Here is an 18,359-nt window from a genome sequence, read left to right on the forward strand (position 1 = left end):
TCATTTTATCATACAAAAAGAACCTTGCTCACGTCGCAAGGTTCCTTTCCGCGAATCACACCTTAAATCGGTCAACCGCCTGACGCAGTGCCTGGCTTGATTCGTTTAGCATTTCAGTTGAGGTTTTCGTTCTTTCTAACGCTTGAACTTGTTCATCTGTAGACGCATGCACTTCCTCAGCTGAGGCAGCAGATTCTTCTGAAATAGCAGCAATACTTTGAATGGATTCACTCATCTTCTGCTGTTCTTCTGTCATTTCATTGATCTGTGTATGAATGCTATCGATTGAACCGACAAGTGCCTGCATTTCCATTGTGATGCTGCTTAGTGCCTCACCTGTTGCATTAATGGCATCACCTTGTTCCTCATTCATTCTACTTGCTGCTGTCATCGCTTCCGCCGCTTTCTTCGATTCATCTTGAATGAGTTTGACGGTTTCACTAATGTGTTTTGTTGACTGTGCAGATTGTTCAGCAAGCTTTCTGACTTCTTCTGCAACTACAGCAAATCCTCGTCCACTTTCTCCTGCTCTCGCCGCTTCAATACTTGCATTCAGTGCAAGTAAATTCGTTTGATCAGAGATTTCAGAGATAGCAGTCACGACGTTTTCAATATTTTTCGTTTTATGCTCAAGATCTAGCAGCATTTGCTCAACCTTTTTCGATTCATCGCTCGCTTGTGTTGATTTTTGGACGAGCACACCAAGTGCATCAAGCCCTTTATAGCTTGCATCTTCAGATGATTTTGAGTTGGTTTGCATTTGTGTGGCGAGTTCACCCATATGGCGCACTTTCTCATACAATTGCTCTGATTTCTCATTAATCGTTTCTGCATCCGATGCCTGCTTAGTCGCCCCTGTTGCCACCTCTTGAATCGCCGTTGCAATCTGTTCGCTAGACAGCAAGGTCTCATTTGAAATTTGGGTCACTTCATCCGCTGATTCCACAACTTGATCTGAAGCCCCTTTCACTTTTTCAATTAACTCCCTGATGTCCTCGGTCATTTGATTAAAGCTTTTCGTAAGGAAACCAATTTCATCTTGAGACTTCGTTTCAAGCGTGCTTGTTAAATCGCCTTCTGACACCTTACGAGCATGCTCTATTAGACGCTTGATTGGCGTTGTAATACTTCTTGCCAATAAGAAGCTGAGAATCATCGCAAGAATAATGGCAATGACGGATATAATGATGCTAGTCTGATTCATTTTTTCTGTAATCCAAAGCAGTTGCTTTTTCTCAAAGCTGACACCAACCGTCCAATCGGCTTCTTTGATTTTAGATGTGACCGTCAGTTCTTTACTGTCATCAATACCTGAGTTGTCGATCGCTTTTTTCACAGAAGCGACCTTTGATATATTTTTTCCTTGCTCTGTTGGATGCGCCAAAAGGGTGCCTGTGCCATCAACTAAGAAAGCGGTCCCCTTATAAGGAATCTCTTGTTCATTGATATAGGACTGAATCGAGGACAGCTTCAAATCAAGTCCAGCGACCCCAATGACCTTTCCATCTTTGACAATCGCCTTCGTGGCTGAGACAATCACTTTTTTCGTTGCTTCATCAACATATGGATCTGTCCAAACGACCTGATCAGGCTTTTCGGCTGCTTGTTTAAACCAGCCTTGTTTAGATGGATCATAGCCTTCGCCAAGATCGAACTCTGGGAAGCCGAGCATTTTGCCATCAATTGTTCCAATATAGGTAAACGAAATGAGTTTATCCTGTTCCTGCAATTTTTTTAGTGCATCTGTTTCATAAGCTAATGTTTGTTTTGTTTGTTTTTGCGCAAATTCTTCAGTCATTGTACTTGTTGCCACTTTGTTAATGGTATTGCCGTAATTATCAAGCTTTTCTGTAATAATGTCTTTCAGGCTTTCTGCCGTTGCTGCTGCGGTGGTTTTTGCATCTCGTTCAATAAGTGGTCTTAACACTAAGTTAGAACCCACTTGAACAGCCACGACGGTTAAAATTAAAATAACTGAGATGAAAACAGCTATTCTCACTTGAAGTTTCTTAAACATCTCCTCACACCCCTACATCTACTTTCACACCTTATTTTATATATCGGCAAAATGGGTAAAGCATTCAATAGTTGTAAGAAAATTTAAATAGAAAAAACAAGCCCTATAGGCTTGCTTTAAGTAAAATATTCAATCTTTGCAGACGGAAAGTACTGATCAATATATGATTCTAACGTCTCTCTTAGTTCTTGTTCCTCATCTTTTTGGTAGATATATTTCCCAATCCCATATCTCCCCCACTTGTATCGTCTTTTTTCTTCATCTAATTCTAATTTAGATTTCGGGTAGTTTTTTTGAATCACACGCTTTGCTGGTTTTGTAAAGCGATGCTGAATCATCTCAAAAGTAATATCATCTCTCACATCATCAGGAAGAGCTGCATCGAGCTTTTCAAATAAAACTTTATATCCTTCCTGCCAGCCTTCATGGATGTAGATGGGAGCAATAATAAAGCCAAGAGGATAGCCTGCCTTTGCGACCTTAACAGCCGCTTCAATCCGCTGATCAAGCGGTGATGTGCCAGGCTCGAAATATTTAATGACATAATCGGCATTAATACTAAAACGGAATCTTGTCCGACCATTATGCTTTGCATCTAACAGATGATCAACATGATGGAATTTCGTGACAAATCGAAGCTTTCCTAAGTCGGTTTGCCCGAAGTATTCAATCGCTCGTTTGAGTGTATGTGTCAAATGGTCAATTCCTACGATGTCTGAAGTACATGATGCTTCAAATCTCGTGATATCTGGCGCTCGCTCGTTCATGTACTGCTCAGCTTGATCTAATATTTCTTCTACATTGACGTACGTTCGAATGTAGGGCTTACTTCCCATTGTTGTTTGCAAATAGCAATAATGACAATGTCCCATACATCCTGTTGCAAATGGGATCGCATACTCTGCAGATGGTTTAGACGAGTCAAACTTCAATGTCTTTCTCACACCAATGACAAGCGTTGACTTCGCGTTACGATATTTTTGCAGGTCATTTTTTCCCGGAATATTTCTTACCTGATTGTGTGAAGTCGTTTCTCTTATTTCGATTCCCATACCCTCGAACTTTTCCTTCAGCTCTCGTCCTAACGGGTACTCTAACGCCCGGGGTTCAATGTAAACAAGCTGGGGGACGAAAGGTTTGATCATATTAAGCACATCCTTACCTTTAACGTTTTTATACCGTTACTTTAACCGCACAGGATGGCTTTTATCCTTTCTAAAATCTCCCTTATTCAAACAAGTCTTGATAAAGGGCTTCTGCTTCTTCATATGTTGGAAAAACAGCATCATCAGGTGCTAGTGGATGATACGTTTCAAGTAAAAAGAGGGCAAGTTCTTCTTCGTTGTAAGGATGTGAAACAATTTCAGCTTCTTTAATTTGTGCTACGTTTGCAGCATGTGGATTTCGATAAATGACATATACTTGATCACCTGGTTTATAGTCTGAGAAAGGCAATCTGGTCACCTCCATTTTTTAATAATAGGATGCCCTTCTCACTGCCCAATATGACTCAATATGATAAAATTCGACAAAAAAACCAGACAGTTTCACCTGTCTGGTTTTCCTTCACTTAGTTCTGTTGAAATGTTTTCTTGACGAAATCAACCACTTCTTCTGTTGTGCTAAGTGATAAAATATGCTCTTTAAATGATGCAGCTTCTTCCTTAGATAGCTTGCTTAGCTGTGTTCTAGCTGGAAGAATGGATGTTGCACTCATTGAGAATTCATCTAATCCTAATCCAAGTAGAAGCGGAATTGCGATTTCATCTCCTGCCATCTCACCGCACATGCCGACCCATTTACCCTCTTTATGCGCTGCTTCAATCACAAGCGTAATGAGACGTAAAATCGCTGGGTTGTAAGGCTGGTAAAGATAAGACACTCGTTCGTTCATTCGATCAGCAGCCATTGTGTATTGAATCAAATCATTCGTTCCAATACTGAAGAAATCTACTTCTTTTGCAAATTGGTCTGCGATGACAGCCGTTGATGGAATTTCTACCATCATTCCGATTTCAATGGAATCAGAAACGTCTGTACCGGCGGCAACCAATGCTTCTTTTTCTTCAAGTAAAATGGCTTTTGCTTCTCTAAATTCTGATAATGTCGCGATCATAGGGAACATGATTTTCAAGTTTCCATATGTACTTGCACGAAGTAAGGCGCGTAGTTGAGTTCTGAAAATCTCCTGCTCTTCCAGGCAAAGGCGAATAGCTCTATAGCCAAGGAACGGGTTCATTTCTTTTGGAAGCTGCAAGTAAGGAAGTTCTTTATCGCCACCAATATCTAGTGTGCGAACAACCACTGCTTTCCCTTCCATCTTCTCTAAAACGGTTTTATACGCATCGAACTGCTCTTCTTCTGTAGGAAGCTGGTCTCTGCCCATGTATAAAAATTCAGTACGGTACAATCCGACTGCTTCGCCGCCATTTTCAAGTACACCTTTTACATCTTCAGGTGTTCCGATATTTGCAGCTAGCTCTACGTGAACGCCGTCTTTTGTTACCGTTGGCTGGTCAACAAGTTTCGCCCATTCCGCTTTTTGAGCTAAGTAGTCTTCATGCTTTTTTTGATACGCTTTCACTTCATCTTCAGAAGGCTGAATGATGACGTCTCCAGTAATACCATCCACAATGATCAGATCATCGTTTTTCACCGTTTTTGTTGCTTCTTTTGTCCCAACAACTGCTGGAATCTCCATAGATCTCGCCATGATCGCTGAGTGAGAAGTACGACCGCCGATATCTGTCGCAAAGCCTTTAACAAATTGTCTGTTCAGCTGGGCAGTATCAGATGGTGTTAAATCTTCAGCTATGATGATGACTTCTTCAGAAATCATGCTTGGATTTGGAATGTCAACGCCTAACAAATGTCCAATAACACGTTTTGTGACGTCGCGAATATCCGCTGCACGTTCCTTCATGTATTCGTTGTCCATTGCTTCGAACATTGTGACAAACATCGTCGCTGTTTCTTTTAAAGCAAATTCAGCATTTACTTTGTCAGCACTAATTTTATCCTTTACTGGGTTAAGCAGTTCAGGATCACTTAACACAAGAAGGTGGGCAGAAAAGATATCTGCTTTGTCTTGGCCAAGTTCTTTTAGCGCATGTTCTTTAATTGCTTCAAGTTCTTGTTTAGAAACATGAATTGCTTCTTCAAAACGCTTCACTTCTGTCTCTGGATCGTTGATGTCTTTTTGGTGAACTGTTAAATCTGGTTCTTCCAGACGATATGCTTTTGCAATTGCAACGCCTGCTGAAGCACCGATTCCTTTCAGTTGTTGCATTACTCGCCTAGGCCTTCACTTTTCATTGTGTCTTTAAGCGCAGCAAGTGCATCATTTTCATCAGAACCAGAAGCAGAGATTGTGATTGTAGCACCTTTCGCAATTCCTAGAGACATTACACCCATAATAGATTTCAGGTTCACTGTTTTACCATTATATTCTAAGTTGATATCAGCATCATATTTACTAGCAGTTTGTACAAGAACTGTTGCAGGACGTGCGTGAATTCCAGAATCTGCAGTTACTTTGAATGTTTGTTGAGCCATTTTTATCAATCTCCTTTTTATACAATTAATACATCCACAATATTATATCATACTGCCGAGCTTGTCATCTAACAAGAACGGCAGTTATGAAAATTATTTTGAAATTTTCATGATGTTTTCTTGTCCAGCTTTGATTTCACCGGATTCTTGAAGGTCAATAAATTGTCCTTCACTTAAGTTGGTAAATACAATTGGTGTCATCAAAGATGGTACTTCAGACTTAATTTTATCAATATCAACCTCTAAAAGTTTTTGACCGATTTCTACTTGATCTCCCTCTTGTACAAATGCTTCAAATCCTTCTCCTTTGAGGCCGACCGTATCAATTCCGAAGTGGATTAAAATTTCAAGTCCACCGTCAGATTGCAGGCCAATGGCGTGTTTCGTCGGGAACACATTTAAGATCTTCCCTCTTACCGGTGAAACAACCGTTCCATCTGTTGGCAAGATAGCGAAACCGTCACCCATCATTTTCCCTGAGAATACTTGATCTGGTACATCTGTAATTGGATGAAGCTCCCCTGTAATTGGTGAAGCAAAAATTTCTTCACCTTGTTCATTTTGAAGCGGCTTTGCAATGACTTCTTCGACCTGCTGGCTGACTTCTTCTTTTGCAGAAGGGTCTTTCGCTGGACGAGGCGTGCGGCCTGCAATGATGTCCTGCATTTGTGTTTTTAAATTATCAGAACGCGGGCCGAAAATTGCCTGGATGTTGTTCCCTACTTCGAGAACACCAGAAGCGCCAAGCTTTTTCAAGCGGTCTTTGTCCACTTTCTTCTGATCATTGACAGTAACACGTAAACGCGTGATACAAGCATCAAGGTGCTTAATGTTTTCTTGATCACCCATTGCTTCAAGGATTTCATAAGGCAAGTCATTCCCTTTTTCAGACTTCGCCTCAATTGCTCCGTCTGCTGCTTCATCCTCGCGGCCTGGCGTTTTCAGATTAAATTTGCGAATGGCGAATCTAAATCCGAAGTAGTAAATGACAGCAAGTACGAGACCGACTGGAATGACAAGCCACCAAGCGGTTCTATTCGGCAGGATACCAAATAGGAAGAAGTCGATTAACCCTCCTGAGAAGGTCATCCCGATTTTCACATTTAGAATATCCATTATCATAAAGGATAATCCAGCAAATACACAGTGAATCGCAAATAATATCGGTGCTACAAACAAGAATGAGAATTCAAGCGGTTCAGTGATCCCTGTTAGGAAAGAAGTAAGGGCTGCTGATCCCATAATTCCTGCTACAAGCTTTTTATTCTTTGGTTTTGCTTCATGGTAAATCGCAAGAGCTGCTGCTGGAAGACCGAACATCATGAACGGATATTTCCCTGTCATGAATGTACCAGCTGTCAGCTGAACACCATCTTTGATTTGCGCCATGAAAATACGCTGGTCACCACGGATAATATCTCCTGATAAGCTCTTATAGCTAAAAAATTCATACCAGAATGGTGCGTAGAATATGTGGTGTAGACCAAACGGAATTAATGAGCGTTCAATGACTCCGAATACAAAGGCAGCCAGCGGCTCATTTGCTGCAAGCAGTCCTGTTGAAAATGAGTTCAATGCACCTTGGATTGGCGGCCAAATGACTAGCATCAAAAGCCCTAAAATAAGTGCTGAAATAGAAGTGACGATTGGAACAAAACGCTTACCAGCAAAGAAACCAAGGTATTGCGGGAGCTCAATTTTGTAAAATTTATTAAACATATAAGCGGCTAATACCCCGACGATAATCCCGCCAAAAACGCCGGTAGACAAGGTCGGTATACCGAGCATATTCACATATGCTGGATGGCTTTCCTTAAAGAACTTAGCCAATTTGATCGAATCGGATGGAATAGATCCGTTAGCCATTAATACGGCACTCATCGTTACGTTCATGACAAGGTAACCGATGATAGCGGCAATCCCTGCCACTCCGTCTCCATTAGCAAGACCGATGGCAACCCCTACAGCAAATAATAGCGGAAGATTCGAGAAGACGATGTTCCCCGCATTCTCCATGACACTTGCAACAAGCTGAATTGTATCATTGCTTAAAAATTGAGCTACATCAATTAGCTGCGGATTTTGCATCGCATTCCCAAGTGCTAGTAAAATACCGGCAGCAGGAAGGATCGCAACTGGAAGCATAAGAGCTCGTCCAATTTTTTGCAACACACCAAAAAGTGATTTAAACACTGGTTGAACCTCCTTTTGTTTTCGCTTACAACATACATTTGGGCTGCTCCCTGACGTACATTTCATAATTAACCGTTTACATTTCACTTTCAAATGCAAAAAAGGCATGGTGATATAAGGTTGCGCAAATAACAGGATCTTATCCTGTATTTACCTTAAGTCACTCATGCCTGATCGAATCAGTTACACGTTTCAAGGAAACTATGAAATTTTATTTGTCAATCTGTACAGATGAAGTGTCAAGTAGACAGCCTCAGCATCCTGTACAGGCTTTTTCAATGCATGCTGCAAAATTTTGATCATTTTCCAAGCAGTATTGTAGCATAAAGGATATTCATTTTTCAATAGATGAAGCAATTTTTCTGGCTCCTCTAAAGATTCTCCCCGTTTAATACGCTCAATTGAAAACGTAATATGGCGTAATAAGCGTAAATAATGAATACTTTCTCTGTCTACTTTCATATGAAATGAATCTTCTATAACTTGGACCATTTGTGTAATCAGCTGCGAATGACGGTTCACCTCAGATAAAGGCCGATTCGTCAAAGCTGAATGGATATGGAGCGCTATAAAGCCAATTTCTCCTTCTGGCAGCTTCGTTTTAACATCTGGCCGCTCGTTAATCAGTTCAACGACTTCCTTTGCGACCTCGTATTCTTTCGGGTATAGCGATTGCGTCTCAAGCATAAAAGGGTTCGTGATATCATAGCCTTGCTGCACCCGTTTAAAACTAAACGCAATATGGTCGGTCAGTGCAACATGAATATGCTCATTCAAGCGTTGTCCCATTTTTTCTCGTATATGATAAATGACGTCATTGGCAAGCTCGATCATGTTCTCATCAATATGATGAAGCAGTTGTTTATATTCTGTTTGTTCTTTCGTGTTTTTTAACACAAACATTTTTTCAAACACGTCTTGATCGAGAACATCCCCCGATTTTTTACCGAAGCCAATCCCTTTCCCAATCAGAACTACTTCGCCCAAAGAAGGGTGCCTTGCGATGATGACATTATTATTTAACGCTTTATCAACGGTGAAGGATTCCATGAACATCCCCACCTCCTTCTTATTCAATCCCTCTTATCGTACAAAACAGATGAAACGTGCGTCAACGATTGTTTTTCAAAACGGTAGTTGTTCGCTCAATCAGACGAAATGGCAGCATTCTTTTCTCTGATTTCTCTCCTTTTAATGCTCGGTCAAACAAGTCAAACGCTTCCTGTCCCATTTGTTTGAGGGGAATATGAATGCTGGAAATCCCTAGCGCCTCACTCAATTGGTTATTTTGAAAGCTGAGTATGGCTGGTGATTCTCCTACTTTTATGTCATGACGCTGCGCCTCTAATAAAAAGCCTGCAGAGACTTCGTCATTTGTAATGAATAAAGCTGTAGGACGATTTTTCATTTTCTGCCATTCTGCAAATAAGTGCTTCCCATCAAGCAGTGATAACTTCCCTTCGATGATCCATTCCTCATCAATGGTCTGCCCGAGGGATTGCATCATGTCTTGATAGGCCTGAAGGCGCGACTCGCTATTCGCTCCTTCTGTTCTCGCAAGAACGATCGCAATTCGTTGATGTCCGCATGCCGCCAAATGATGCAGGCCCTCCTTAAATGCTTGGTCATGCGCAATCGACACGGTTGAGCATTGATCGTGCGGCGCAGGATGACAAAATATAATCGGTCCTGATTCCTGCCACTTTAAAATGTGCCTATCACTTAACGCATTTGAACAAAATATTAAACCATCCACACGGCGCTCTTTTAAACTCATTAACGCTTCTTTTTCTTTTAATGGATCGTATCCTGTTTGAAATAAAGCAAAATGCATGCCGCGCGCCTGTGCTTTTTCTGCAATACCTGTGACGAGTGCGCTGAAATAAGAGTGTTCAATGTTTGGAAGGACGATGCCAAGCATATTCGAATAGCCCTTCGCTAAATGGACCGCCTGGATGTTTCTCGTATACTTGAGCTCCTCCATCGCTTGTAGAACACGTTCCCTTTTTTCTTCTTTAACATAAGGATGCTCATTCAACACACGTGATACGGTTGTCACAGATACGCCCGCTCTTTTCGCAATCTCCCTTATGTTTGCCATTTTTTCTCCTACTTTCTCTTGATATGGTAAGCGTTTCATACTTTAAGATGTATGTGAGCTGAACAAATCACTGGATGGAAAGGGGAATTCAAGATGGGTTTCATCATATGGATTATATTATGTATGACTGTTTTGTTTTCTGCTCGTTTTGCATTACATCCTTTAGGAAAAGAACATAAAATCAAACCGTTTCAATCAATTGATGATTTTTTTGTTGATAAGGATCGAGAAGAGTGATAAAAAATCACGATGACGCTTCCAAGACCTGGACGTTCATCGTGATTTTTTTCATTACTTAATGATTGTCAGCTCTTTCGGATAATTGGTTAAAGTGACTGGACCATCTGCCGTAATGAGAACATCATCTTCAATTCTTACGCCGCCGACTCCCGGGACATAAATTCCTGGTTCAATCGTATAAACCATACCTTCTTGCAGAAGGTCGTCATTTGCCTGACTCATTGAAGGAAACTCATGAACAGAAACCCCCAACCCATGTCCGAGGCGATGCGGGAAATATTCACCATATCCCGCTTCTGTGATGAGCCCGCGGGCTTTTAAGTCAAGATCACCGATTCTAACGCCAGGCTTACTCATTTCAAGTGCTGCCATTTCTGCATTTAAGACGGTTTGATAAATGTCCTTTTGTTTTTCAGAAGCTTCCTGATAGATGAATGTTCTTGTGATGTCTGAGCAATATCCATCGACAATGACACCAAGGTCAAATAACACAAAATCGCCTTTTTTTAAGGCTGCCTGCCCAGGATTTCCATGAGGCTCGCCTGATTTTTCACCAAAGAGAACCATGGTTGAAAAGGACATGCCTTGAATGCCTTTTTTCTTTAGTTCATATTCAATGACAGCGAGAACTTCTGTTTCCGTGATTCCTTCTTTTAAGGCGTTAACTCCAATTTTTACACCTTCATCTGCTAATTGTGCCGCTTTTTTGAGTGTAGCAATTTCAGATTCATCTTTAATCAGTCTGAGCTGATTGAGCTCACCTTCAGCCCGGACGAACATTTCTGCCCCCGTGACAGCTTGGAGCTGCTCTGCTCTTTGAAGCGGTATCGATTCTTTTTCAATCGCAAGACGCGCGGCATGAACACCTCGTTTTTCTATCGCTGATTGAATGAAATCAAATGGATTCTCATGATCTTCATATCCAATGATATCGCCGGACCATCCTGCATTTTTTGCCTGCTCGACTTCCATTTTAGGCAAAATAAAAAATGGTTCTGCCTCTTGAAACACAAACAGCCCCATCACTCTTTCATGCGGCTCTGTGAAGTATCCAGATAGATAAAACACATTTTCCTTTGTATGTATAAATGCACCTTGAATGTCTTCTTTCTTAAGCCAAGAAGACAAGCTCTTCATTCGGTTCATCATGATCCTCCTCACACGTTTTACTACTGGTCTATTGTATCAGTTTTTGCTGTATTTCGCACAAAAGCGCACTGGCATAGATCCAGTGCGCCTTGATGATTAATTAAGATGCACGAAGTAGACGCAGACCATTTAAAATGACCAAAATCGTACTTCCTTCATGCCCGATGACGCCAAAAGGCAAATCAAGCACTTGTAAGAAATTCGCACAAATTAACAGACAGATCACCGTTAATGAGAAAACAATGTTTTGCTTAATGATTCGATTCATTTTTCTTGAAAGACGGATCATCTTTGTTAGGTTATTTAAATTGTTCTTCATTAAGATGAGATCCGCTGTTTCTAAAGCAACGTCTGTGCCTCCGCCCATCGCAACCCCAACATCTGCTGTAGCGAGTGCTGGCGCATCATTGATTCCGTCTCCTACCATGATGATTGAATTACCTTGTTTTTTTAATTGATTGACCTCATGTACCTTTTCATCTGGAAGACATTCAGCCACGACAGTTTGGATACCAGCTTCCTGCGCAATAGCTTCAGCCGTTTTTTGCTGATCTCCTGTCAGCATGACGGTTTGGATGCCTAAATCATTTAGTTCTTGAATCATTTTTTTAGCTTCAGGTCTGATTTGATCCTTAAGGCCAAGACAGCCAACAACTTCTTCACCCTTTTGAACGTAGACCACTGTGTATCCTTGCGCCGAAAGGTCATCACCTGTCTCTTCCATCTCGCGGTTGATTGACGCCTTACCAGCGAAGTCTTTCTTCCCAATCCGCCACGTTTCCCCATTTAATTGTGCTTTCACACCAAATCCAGAGGTTTCTTCAATGGTGACATGGACTGATTTATCTGTTTGGTGCTCCTTTGCCATATCAGAAATTGCTTTCGCTAATGGATGGTTTGATTGACTCTCAATTTGATAGAGCGCCTGATAAAAAGCAGATTCATCCTGTCCTTTAGCGATGACGACTTGCTCTACGGCTGGCTTCCCGTTTGTAATCGTCCCCGTTTTATCAAAAGCAATCATGCTACTTGTGCCTAGTTTTTCTAAAAAGACACTACCTTTGACAAGCATTCCATTTCTCGCGCCATTTGAGATCAATGACAGTGCTGCTGGCATTATGGATGCGACTAGAGCACAAGGTGAAGCAACGACCATAAACACCATTGCCCGGTAGAAGGTTTCACTCATGCTCCAGCCGAGTACAAAATGAGGCAGAACCATTAAAATTGCGACGGTGATCAGCACACCTTTTACATAGGCACCCTCAAATTTTTCAATAAATGCTTGGCTTGGCGAAACACTTTCTTGAGCGGATTCGACAAGTTTAATAATTTTATGGAAAAGCGTTTCTTCATTATGTTTAGTGACTTCCACTGTTAAGGAACCATTTAAGTTCACTGTTCCTGCAAATACGTCTTCCCCCTGCCCTTTTTCCTGTGGAACAGATTCGCCTGTAAGTGCAGATTCGTCCACACTTGTTCTCCCGCTTAAAATCACACCATCTGCTGCAATGCGTTCCCCAGCTTTGACCATAATACGGTCACCAGGTGTTAATGATGAAGCGGCGATTTGAATGGTCGTACCATCTTCTTCAATTAAAGTTGCTTCATTTGGTGCAATGCTCATTAATGCTGTTAAATCTTTCTTGCTTTTATTTGACGTATACGTTTCTAGCGCACCACTCAGTGAGAAAATAAAAATTAAAATAGCGCCTTCTGCCCAATAGCCGATCAGAGCTGAGCCTATTGCTGCGAAAATCATTAAAAGTTCCACATTCAAGGTCTTAGACGAAATCGTTTCTTCAATTCCTTCTTTCGCCTTTGCAAAACCACCAATGACAAATGCCAGGATGAAAAGAGGAATGCTCCACATGCTCTCATCTTTTAGAAACCATCCAATTAAAATGAGAATCCCCGATATTCCTGCTGCAATTAATTCTCCGTGCTGTGCCCATTTATGTAAGGACCATTTCGATTCCTTTTGATTTGTCGTTTGGTAAAGTACTGTATTCTCATTCATGATTGTTTTCTCCTCTCTAATTGATAATCGTTTTCACATTATCAATCGTTGCCCGTTTCTTATTCCATCTATATTTTCTGCTGTTTCAAGCTTTTTATTGGTCTGTAACTCATTATAACAGGTTCTGAACAATTTTCAATTAATAATTATTATAATTTCTTTTTGATAATAATTATCATTATTGATATAGACCGTTCCTTCTTCTTCTGAGCACAGTGTATTCAGATGAAAAGCAAATGAACACAAAAAAGAACCAACAGAATTGGTTCTTTCACAGAAAGGATTGGTTCTACGAATTCGTCCACTCTTTAATTTGTTTTTTCGTCAGTGGACCTACATGATTTTTCACCACTTCTCCTTTTTCATTAATCAAAAAGGTCGTTGGAATGGTGATAATTTGATACTTCTTCATCATTTCTCCGTGTTCATCTAGTATGATCGGGAATGTAAACCTTCTGTCTTTCACAAATTGGGCAACAGCATGTTTACTTTGTTCAGCACCTAGTAAATTCACGGTCAATATGTCAACATCACTCTGATTTTCTTTCACAATCTGTTCAAATTCGGGCAGCTCCATTTTGCAGGACGGACACCATGTTGTCCAAAAATGCAAAATGGTCTTTTTCCCTTTTGCGGGAACCATCTGCATTTCACCAGTTAATGTCGGTGCCTCTATTCTTGGCGCCATCACAGGCTCTTTTGCTTCCGCTGCTGCGCTCATTAGAAATAGCAGCATGGTCATCATTAGAAGACTGGCGGGTAGATGTTTACGATTCATCAGGATCTTCCTTCCCAGTTTTCTTATAGCTTGCCCTCTCGATGGCGATGACATTCAAGCTTTTTTCAATGTAAGAAACATTGAAACGCCGAGCTCCTTACAAATCGTCGCATAATGCAGGGCAGTCAAAAGCAGCATGCCTGTGTTCATCCCTAAAATGACCCCCATCATATTCAAGCTTTCCATTGAACCGAGGAAATACACCATAGAAAAAGAAACGACATGCACCCATATATTATGTAGGAACACATCTTTGATGAGCCCCATACCGATTAAACACGCTTGAAACGGCATCACAAACAGGTGGCATAAAAAGTATGGCCAAAGCAGCTGTAAATAGACAGCAGCTTGCGGTGAATCAAAAAAGAGCTGTGTGAGCGGGTAAGCAAAATAATACATGACCATCACTGCCGGCACCCCGTATCCAAACGTTATGAGAATCGCCTGTCTGACCCGTTTTTTCACAAGATCATACTGACCTAAAGCATAGGCTTCAGAGACACTCGGAATCATCACAATCATGATCGAATGAGCGATAAACGCTGGGAAAAAACCGATCGACATCGCGACACCAGCCAGCATGCCGTAATGATCAACAGCAAGTGTTCCAGAGATGCCTGCTGCAACGAGCGCTCCTTTGATTAAAAATGGTTCAACCGCATTAGCGATCGCATGAAAGATGCGCATGCCCGTTGTCGGTATAGAAACGGCTAATAGGCGCTTTCGCACATCAATCCCTCTTAATTCAACAGACCTGACATTCACAGCATTTTTCGCCATGACGTATTGGGAGTATAAATAAATAAAGACGACAAGATCACTCGCAACAATGACACCGATGGCGATGAGTACTGCTGTTTCAATATCAAACGAATACCAATGAAAAAACAAAAATAAGCAGATCAGCTGGATTGTTTTCTTCATCATATTGGCTAGAGCGATTCTGCCCATTTGCTGCTTTCCCATAAAGTAGCCGCGGGCAATGGAGGTAAACGCAATAATCGGGATAAGTGACAGCACTAGGCCCTTCATAAGCGGATGATACGACTGAAACACTGGAATGAAAGGCAGTACAATGGCTGCTATACCTGTTGTTGTACTTGTCACCACAAGCGTCATTTTAAAGGCATGACGAAGCATACTTTTGTGGAGACGCTCATGTGATTCTGCAATGAATTTAGAAATGGAGACTGGCAGCTCTAAGCTGGCGATCACAAGGACAAGCATGATGATTGGAAGGATACTCATATATAAACCCATTCCATGTTCTCCAAGCTCTCTCGCTAAAATCATATTGACTAAAAACTCGATACACTCCGCAATAAAAGCTGCGACAGATAGCAGAATGACCCCTTTTACAAATCGATTCATGTAGCCTCCCCTTGTCTAAAGCAAATTCTTTTCACATTCTATGAGACAAGTCCAAAAAATATTTTAATAATTGAAGACAAAAAAAGAGCAATCTCATTGATCGCTCTTTTTTTTTATACGGCAAATACGTGACGTCCGATGCGTTCTACAATTTTGCGGGAACGAATCCAATGATCTGTTGCCGTTTTTGGATTATAAAAATAGATAGCCTTTGTTGTTCTGTCATGCTCTTTTACTACCTGCTTCACAGCTTTAATGGAATCTTGATCTGCCTTATCATGAATACTTCCATTCGATACTGGCTGGAAAGCATTTCGCTGATAGATCACACCTTTCACGCTGTCAGGAAAAGAACGATGCTCTACTCTGTTTAAAACAACGCTTGCTACCGCTTTTTTCCCTTCGTAAGATTCACCTTTCGCTTCAGCGTGAACCAATCGAGAAAGCAAGTCCATTTCTTCATTAGAATACTGTTTACCGCTTGCCTTATTCGTCGTTTCAGATTTTACTTTTTTCTTTTGCTTCGGTTTTGAAGACTTTTCTTCTGTTGACGTACTTAGCATTTTCACTTTTGGCTGACGCTTCTCTTCAGAAAATGCTGGGATGACTTGATCGTGACCTTGATCTATATATGAAAGCTGATGTTTAACAGGTGCTTGTGAAAGTTCGTGACTTAATGTGCCTTGCTGCTCTTGTATATTGTCCATCTTCATTGCTGCAACCAGCATAAGGATAACAAAAAGAGCTGTATGAATTTTAATCATTCGCCTTTTTCCTCCTTTAATCAAAGTAGGCTGTAAGATACTTGTCCACTCTAACAAGACCTCATTCTATTTTCACGCACAAAGATTTACATGCCTGTCCAAATTCCGTCATTAAATGGCATGTCCTAGTTTTGCGCACATAAAATGGAATTGTTAGCGCTTAAAAAGATCCCTTTTTCACCTATCATCATCCTTATGCTCCTGTTTATGGGTTATTACATTTTCTTTTCATATGTATCAAAGTGGTTTGAAGTGTGACAAAAGAACGAAAATAAAAAAGCTTTCTCTCATCAATGAGAAAAAGCTTTAGCTTCTTGCTTCTGTAAGATATTCAAAAATAACATCTCCACCATGTTTGGCGATTCCGCGAAAATGTTTAAAATCATCTTGATTCACCAATACAGAACGAAACGTTAAAAAGTCATCTTTTTGGATGGTCACCTGTTTTTCCGTCCCATTCCGTAAAGATTCGATGATTGTGAGGATTTGTTCTTCAGTCAAAAAAACCGCTCCTTTTCAGCCATGATCAAATATTAAATATACCATTCGTTAGAAGAGCATACAACGAAAACAAAACAAAAACGTCTTTATCCTTTACATTGGTATGAAAATATTGCAAAATACTTTTTAATAGGGAATGAAATCTGTTTTTAAAGGAGAGGGATCGGTTGAAGATTGCAAAAATTGGAAATGTGATCGAATTTAGAAATGGTTTAACAGGTGTAGTTGAAAAAGTGAATGAAAACTCTGTCATTGTGGATGTCACCATTATGGACAACTATAGAGATTTAGAACTGGATTCACTAACAGTCGTTAATCATAAAAACTATAAAATCATCAAAGACTCCGTACATTAATTTGCAATCCTCAATACAGACGCTCGGTACATACGTATATATAAAGCAAAGCTAATCACGATTCGACCAAATGGTGATTGCTATTTCAGTACCCTTCTAAAAAAATGATAAGATTCAGTATTAGCTCTAGACAGGAGAAACTAATATGCAAAATTCCAATGAAATCATTGTACGTTTTGGAAAAATGGAAGATGCTGAAATGACTTTAGAAATACAGAAATCAGTTATTGCTGAATCAGATTATCTTCTTACATCACCTGAAGAAAACAAAAAAACCCTCTTAGAACACAGGAAATGGATACAGAAAAGAATTGAAAATGAAAACGAGACGTACATAGTTGCTCAAACTGATGAGAAAGTCATTGGATGGATAGCCTTTGAACATTCATCAAATAGAAAAAGAACTTCTCATACGGGATCATTCGGGCTGATGGTGCATAGGAGCTATAGAGGTTTAGGCGTAGGGGAAAAGTTACTAACAGCGTTATTACATTGGGCAGAAAAGAATCCTTCAATTGAAAAGGTTAGTTTAGCCGTTTTCTCTACAAATCAAAAGGCCATTTCTTTGTACAAAAAGATGGGGTTTATAGAAGAAGGACGTAAAATAAAAGAATTTAAAATAAATGATCATGAATACTGGGATGACGTTTTAATGTATAAGCTGGTTTAATGCTGTGAAAACGAATTGCAGAAGTAAGGACATAATATCAATTGAGTCATCAATTTGTTATGTCCTTTTCTTTTTCTCACCATACATCATATCAGTAAGTATCAGTCTTTTTGCGTATGAAAGGTTTGCATTTCCGCCTTCAACTTGTACATCTCGACTTCCTCAGGAGTAATCACTCCTTTATCAATCAAGAGGGCAATCACTCCAAGCAATGTGGAGGCACTCCATTTATACCGTTCTTTGTTTTGATGTTCAAGCATTTGAAGCTCTTCTCTAAGCTCCATTAGCAGCTGCTCTAAACGCTCTTCTTTGTTTGCCAAATCCAACGCCTCCAATTTACCATTCAATACCTCTATTTTATCTTAAATCAAATGAGATTAGCAAAAAAAGCATGATTCGACTTTACAAACATACGTTCTGTCATGTATAATATATTTACGAGCTGGTAGCCCCCAGCCGTCCTAGCAAGTTCTATTCCCATTCGTATGAGAAGAGTGACATGACTCTTCTCTTTTTTTATGATTAAATCGCTACAATCCCATAAAAAAAAGACATGCATCTGGCATGTCTCAGATTGTTGACAAAGGGCTAAAATGCTTGATTTTAGCCCTTTGTCTTCATTTCAGCGTGATAGAAAACCTTTG

At 40.4% G+C, this 18,359-nt stretch carries 18 protein-coding genes; 3 read left to right on the forward strand and 15 right to left on the reverse strand.

The window, feature by feature from the left end; all coding sequences use genetic code 11:
* Nucleotides 1–55 precede the first annotated feature (55 nt).
* From AMR95_RS05600 to AMR95_RS05635, 8 genes are all read right to left on the reverse strand, one after another.
* Nucleotides 56–2,017, reverse strand: coding sequence for a methyl-accepting chemotaxis protein (locus AMR95_RS05600; RefSeq protein WP_039178114.1), 1,962 nt, complete (start codon nucleotides 2,015–2,017; stop codon nucleotides 56–58).
* A 116-nt stretch (nucleotides 2,018–2,133) separates the two neighbouring features.
* Complete coding sequence (gene splB, locus AMR95_RS05605) at nucleotides 2,134–3,162, reverse strand: spore photoproduct lyase (protein ID WP_047203061.1); 1,029 nt, start codon at nucleotides 3,160–3,162, stop codon at nucleotides 2,134–2,136.
* 82 nt (nucleotides 3,163–3,244) lie between these two features.
* Complete coding sequence (locus AMR95_RS05610) at nucleotides 3,245–3,472, reverse strand: transcriptional regulator SplA domain-containing protein (protein ID WP_003211490.1); 228 nt, start codon at nucleotides 3,470–3,472, stop codon at nucleotides 3,245–3,247.
* Nucleotides 3,473–3,587: 115 nt separating this feature from the next.
* Nucleotides 3,588–5,306: a phosphoenolpyruvate--protein phosphotransferase gene (ptsP, locus tag AMR95_RS05615; RefSeq protein ID WP_039178109.1), complete on the reverse strand. Its 1,719-nt coding sequence runs from the start codon at nucleotides 5,304–5,306 to the stop codon at nucleotides 3,588–3,590.
* Nucleotides 5,306–5,572, reverse strand: coding sequence for a phosphocarrier protein HPr (locus AMR95_RS05620; RefSeq protein WP_003211078.1), 267 nt, complete (start codon nucleotides 5,570–5,572; stop codon nucleotides 5,306–5,308). Before AMR95_RS05620 ends, ptsP begins: the two co-directional genes overlap by 1 nt.
* Before the next feature lie 93 nt (nucleotides 5,573–5,665).
* Nucleotides 5,666–7,765 carry a glucose-specific PTS transporter subunit IIBC gene (gene ptsG, locus AMR95_RS05625; protein WP_058837789.1) on the reverse strand — a complete coding sequence of 700 codons (2,100 nt, stop codon included), beginning with the start codon at nucleotides 7,763–7,765 and terminating at the stop codon, nucleotides 5,666–5,668.
* 201 nt (nucleotides 7,766–7,966) lie between these two features.
* Entirely contained in the window at nucleotides 7,967–8,821 is an 855-nt protein-coding gene (gene glcT, locus AMR95_RS05630) for a glucose PTS transporter transcription antiterminator GlcT (protein ID WP_039178106.1), read from the reverse strand.
* Between the two features lie 55 nt (nucleotides 8,822–8,876).
* Nucleotides 8,877–9,866 (reverse strand): LacI family DNA-binding transcriptional regulator, encoded by a 990-nt coding sequence (locus AMR95_RS05635; RefSeq protein WP_058837790.1) that lies wholly within the window; start codon nucleotides 9,864–9,866, stop codon nucleotides 8,877–8,879.
* 93 nt (nucleotides 9,867–9,959) lie between these two features.
* On the opposite strand from AMR95_RS05635, the gene AMR95_RS19210 reads away from it, so the two are divergent.
* Nucleotides 9,960–10,103, forward strand: coding sequence for a hypothetical protein (locus AMR95_RS19210; RefSeq protein WP_162842493.1), 144 nt, complete (start codon nucleotides 9,960–9,962; stop codon nucleotides 10,101–10,103).
* Nucleotides 10,104–10,157: 54 nt separating this feature from the next.
* On the opposite strand, the gene AMR95_RS05640 is transcribed toward AMR95_RS19210, so the two are convergent.
* The 6 genes from AMR95_RS05640 to AMR95_RS05665 all read right to left on the reverse strand — a co-directional run bounded on the left by AMR95_RS05640 (nucleotide 10,158) and on the right by AMR95_RS05665 (nucleotide 16,689).
* The gene (locus tag AMR95_RS05640; RefSeq protein WP_058837791.1) at nucleotides 10,158–11,252 is read right to left on the reverse strand and encodes a M24 family metallopeptidase; all 1,095 of its coding nucleotides are present in this window, start codon (nucleotides 11,250–11,252) and stop codon (nucleotides 10,158–10,160) included.
* A gap of 103 nt (nucleotides 11,253–11,355) precedes the next feature.
* Nucleotides 11,356–13,275 carry a heavy metal translocating P-type ATPase gene (locus tag AMR95_RS05645; protein ID WP_058837792.1) on the reverse strand — a complete coding sequence of 640 codons (1,920 nt, stop codon included), beginning with the start codon at nucleotides 13,273–13,275 and terminating at the stop codon, nucleotides 11,356–11,358.
* Nucleotides 13,276–13,564: 289 nt separating this feature from the next.
* Nucleotides 13,565–14,053, reverse strand: coding sequence for an endospore biogenesis thiol-disulfide oxidoreductase StoA (gene stoA, locus AMR95_RS05650; protein ID WP_039178098.1), 489 nt, complete (start codon nucleotides 14,051–14,053; stop codon nucleotides 13,565–13,567).
* A 54-nt stretch (nucleotides 14,054–14,107) separates the two neighbouring features.
* A complete protein-coding gene (locus AMR95_RS05655) occupies nucleotides 14,108–15,424 on the reverse strand; it encodes a polysaccharide biosynthesis protein (RefSeq protein WP_039178095.1) in 1,317 nt (438 codons plus the stop codon).
* 113 nt (nucleotides 15,425–15,537) lie between these two features.
* Nucleotides 15,538–16,188 carry a cell wall hydrolase gene (locus AMR95_RS05660; RefSeq protein WP_058837793.1) on the reverse strand — a complete coding sequence of 217 codons (651 nt, stop codon included), beginning with the start codon at nucleotides 16,186–16,188 and terminating at the stop codon, nucleotides 15,538–15,540.
* A 306-nt stretch (nucleotides 16,189–16,494) separates the two neighbouring features.
* The gene (locus tag AMR95_RS05665) at nucleotides 16,495–16,689 is read right to left on the reverse strand and encodes a hypothetical protein (RefSeq protein WP_039178090.1); all 195 of its coding nucleotides are present in this window, start codon (nucleotides 16,687–16,689) and stop codon (nucleotides 16,495–16,497) included.
* A 167-nt stretch (nucleotides 16,690–16,856) separates the two neighbouring features.
* Between AMR95_RS05665 and AMR95_RS05670 the strand changes: the two genes are divergently transcribed.
* Both AMR95_RS05670 and AMR95_RS05675 read left to right on the forward strand, forming a co-directional pair.
* Nucleotides 16,857–17,045: a YkvS family protein gene (locus tag AMR95_RS05670; protein WP_003211747.1), complete on the forward strand. Its 189-nt coding sequence runs from the start codon at nucleotides 16,857–16,859 to the stop codon at nucleotides 17,043–17,045.
* A 145-nt stretch (nucleotides 17,046–17,190) separates the two neighbouring features.
* On the forward strand, nucleotides 17,191–17,715 hold the full coding sequence (locus AMR95_RS05675; protein ID WP_058837794.1) for a GNAT family N-acetyltransferase: 525 nt from the start codon (nucleotides 17,191–17,193) through the stop codon (nucleotides 17,713–17,715).
* A 101-nt stretch (nucleotides 17,716–17,816) separates the two neighbouring features.
* On the opposite strand, the gene AMR95_RS05680 is transcribed toward AMR95_RS05675, so the two are convergent.
* Nucleotides 17,817–18,035, reverse strand: coding sequence for a hypothetical protein (locus tag AMR95_RS05680; RefSeq protein ID WP_058837795.1), 219 nt, complete (start codon nucleotides 18,033–18,035; stop codon nucleotides 17,817–17,819).
* Between the last annotated feature and the right edge of the window lie 324 nt (nucleotides 18,036–18,359).

It is taken from the genome of Bacillus sp. G1(2015b), from assembly GCF_001482475.1.
GTDB lineage: Bacteria > Bacillota > Bacilli > Bacillales > Bacillaceae > Bacillus > Bacillus safensis.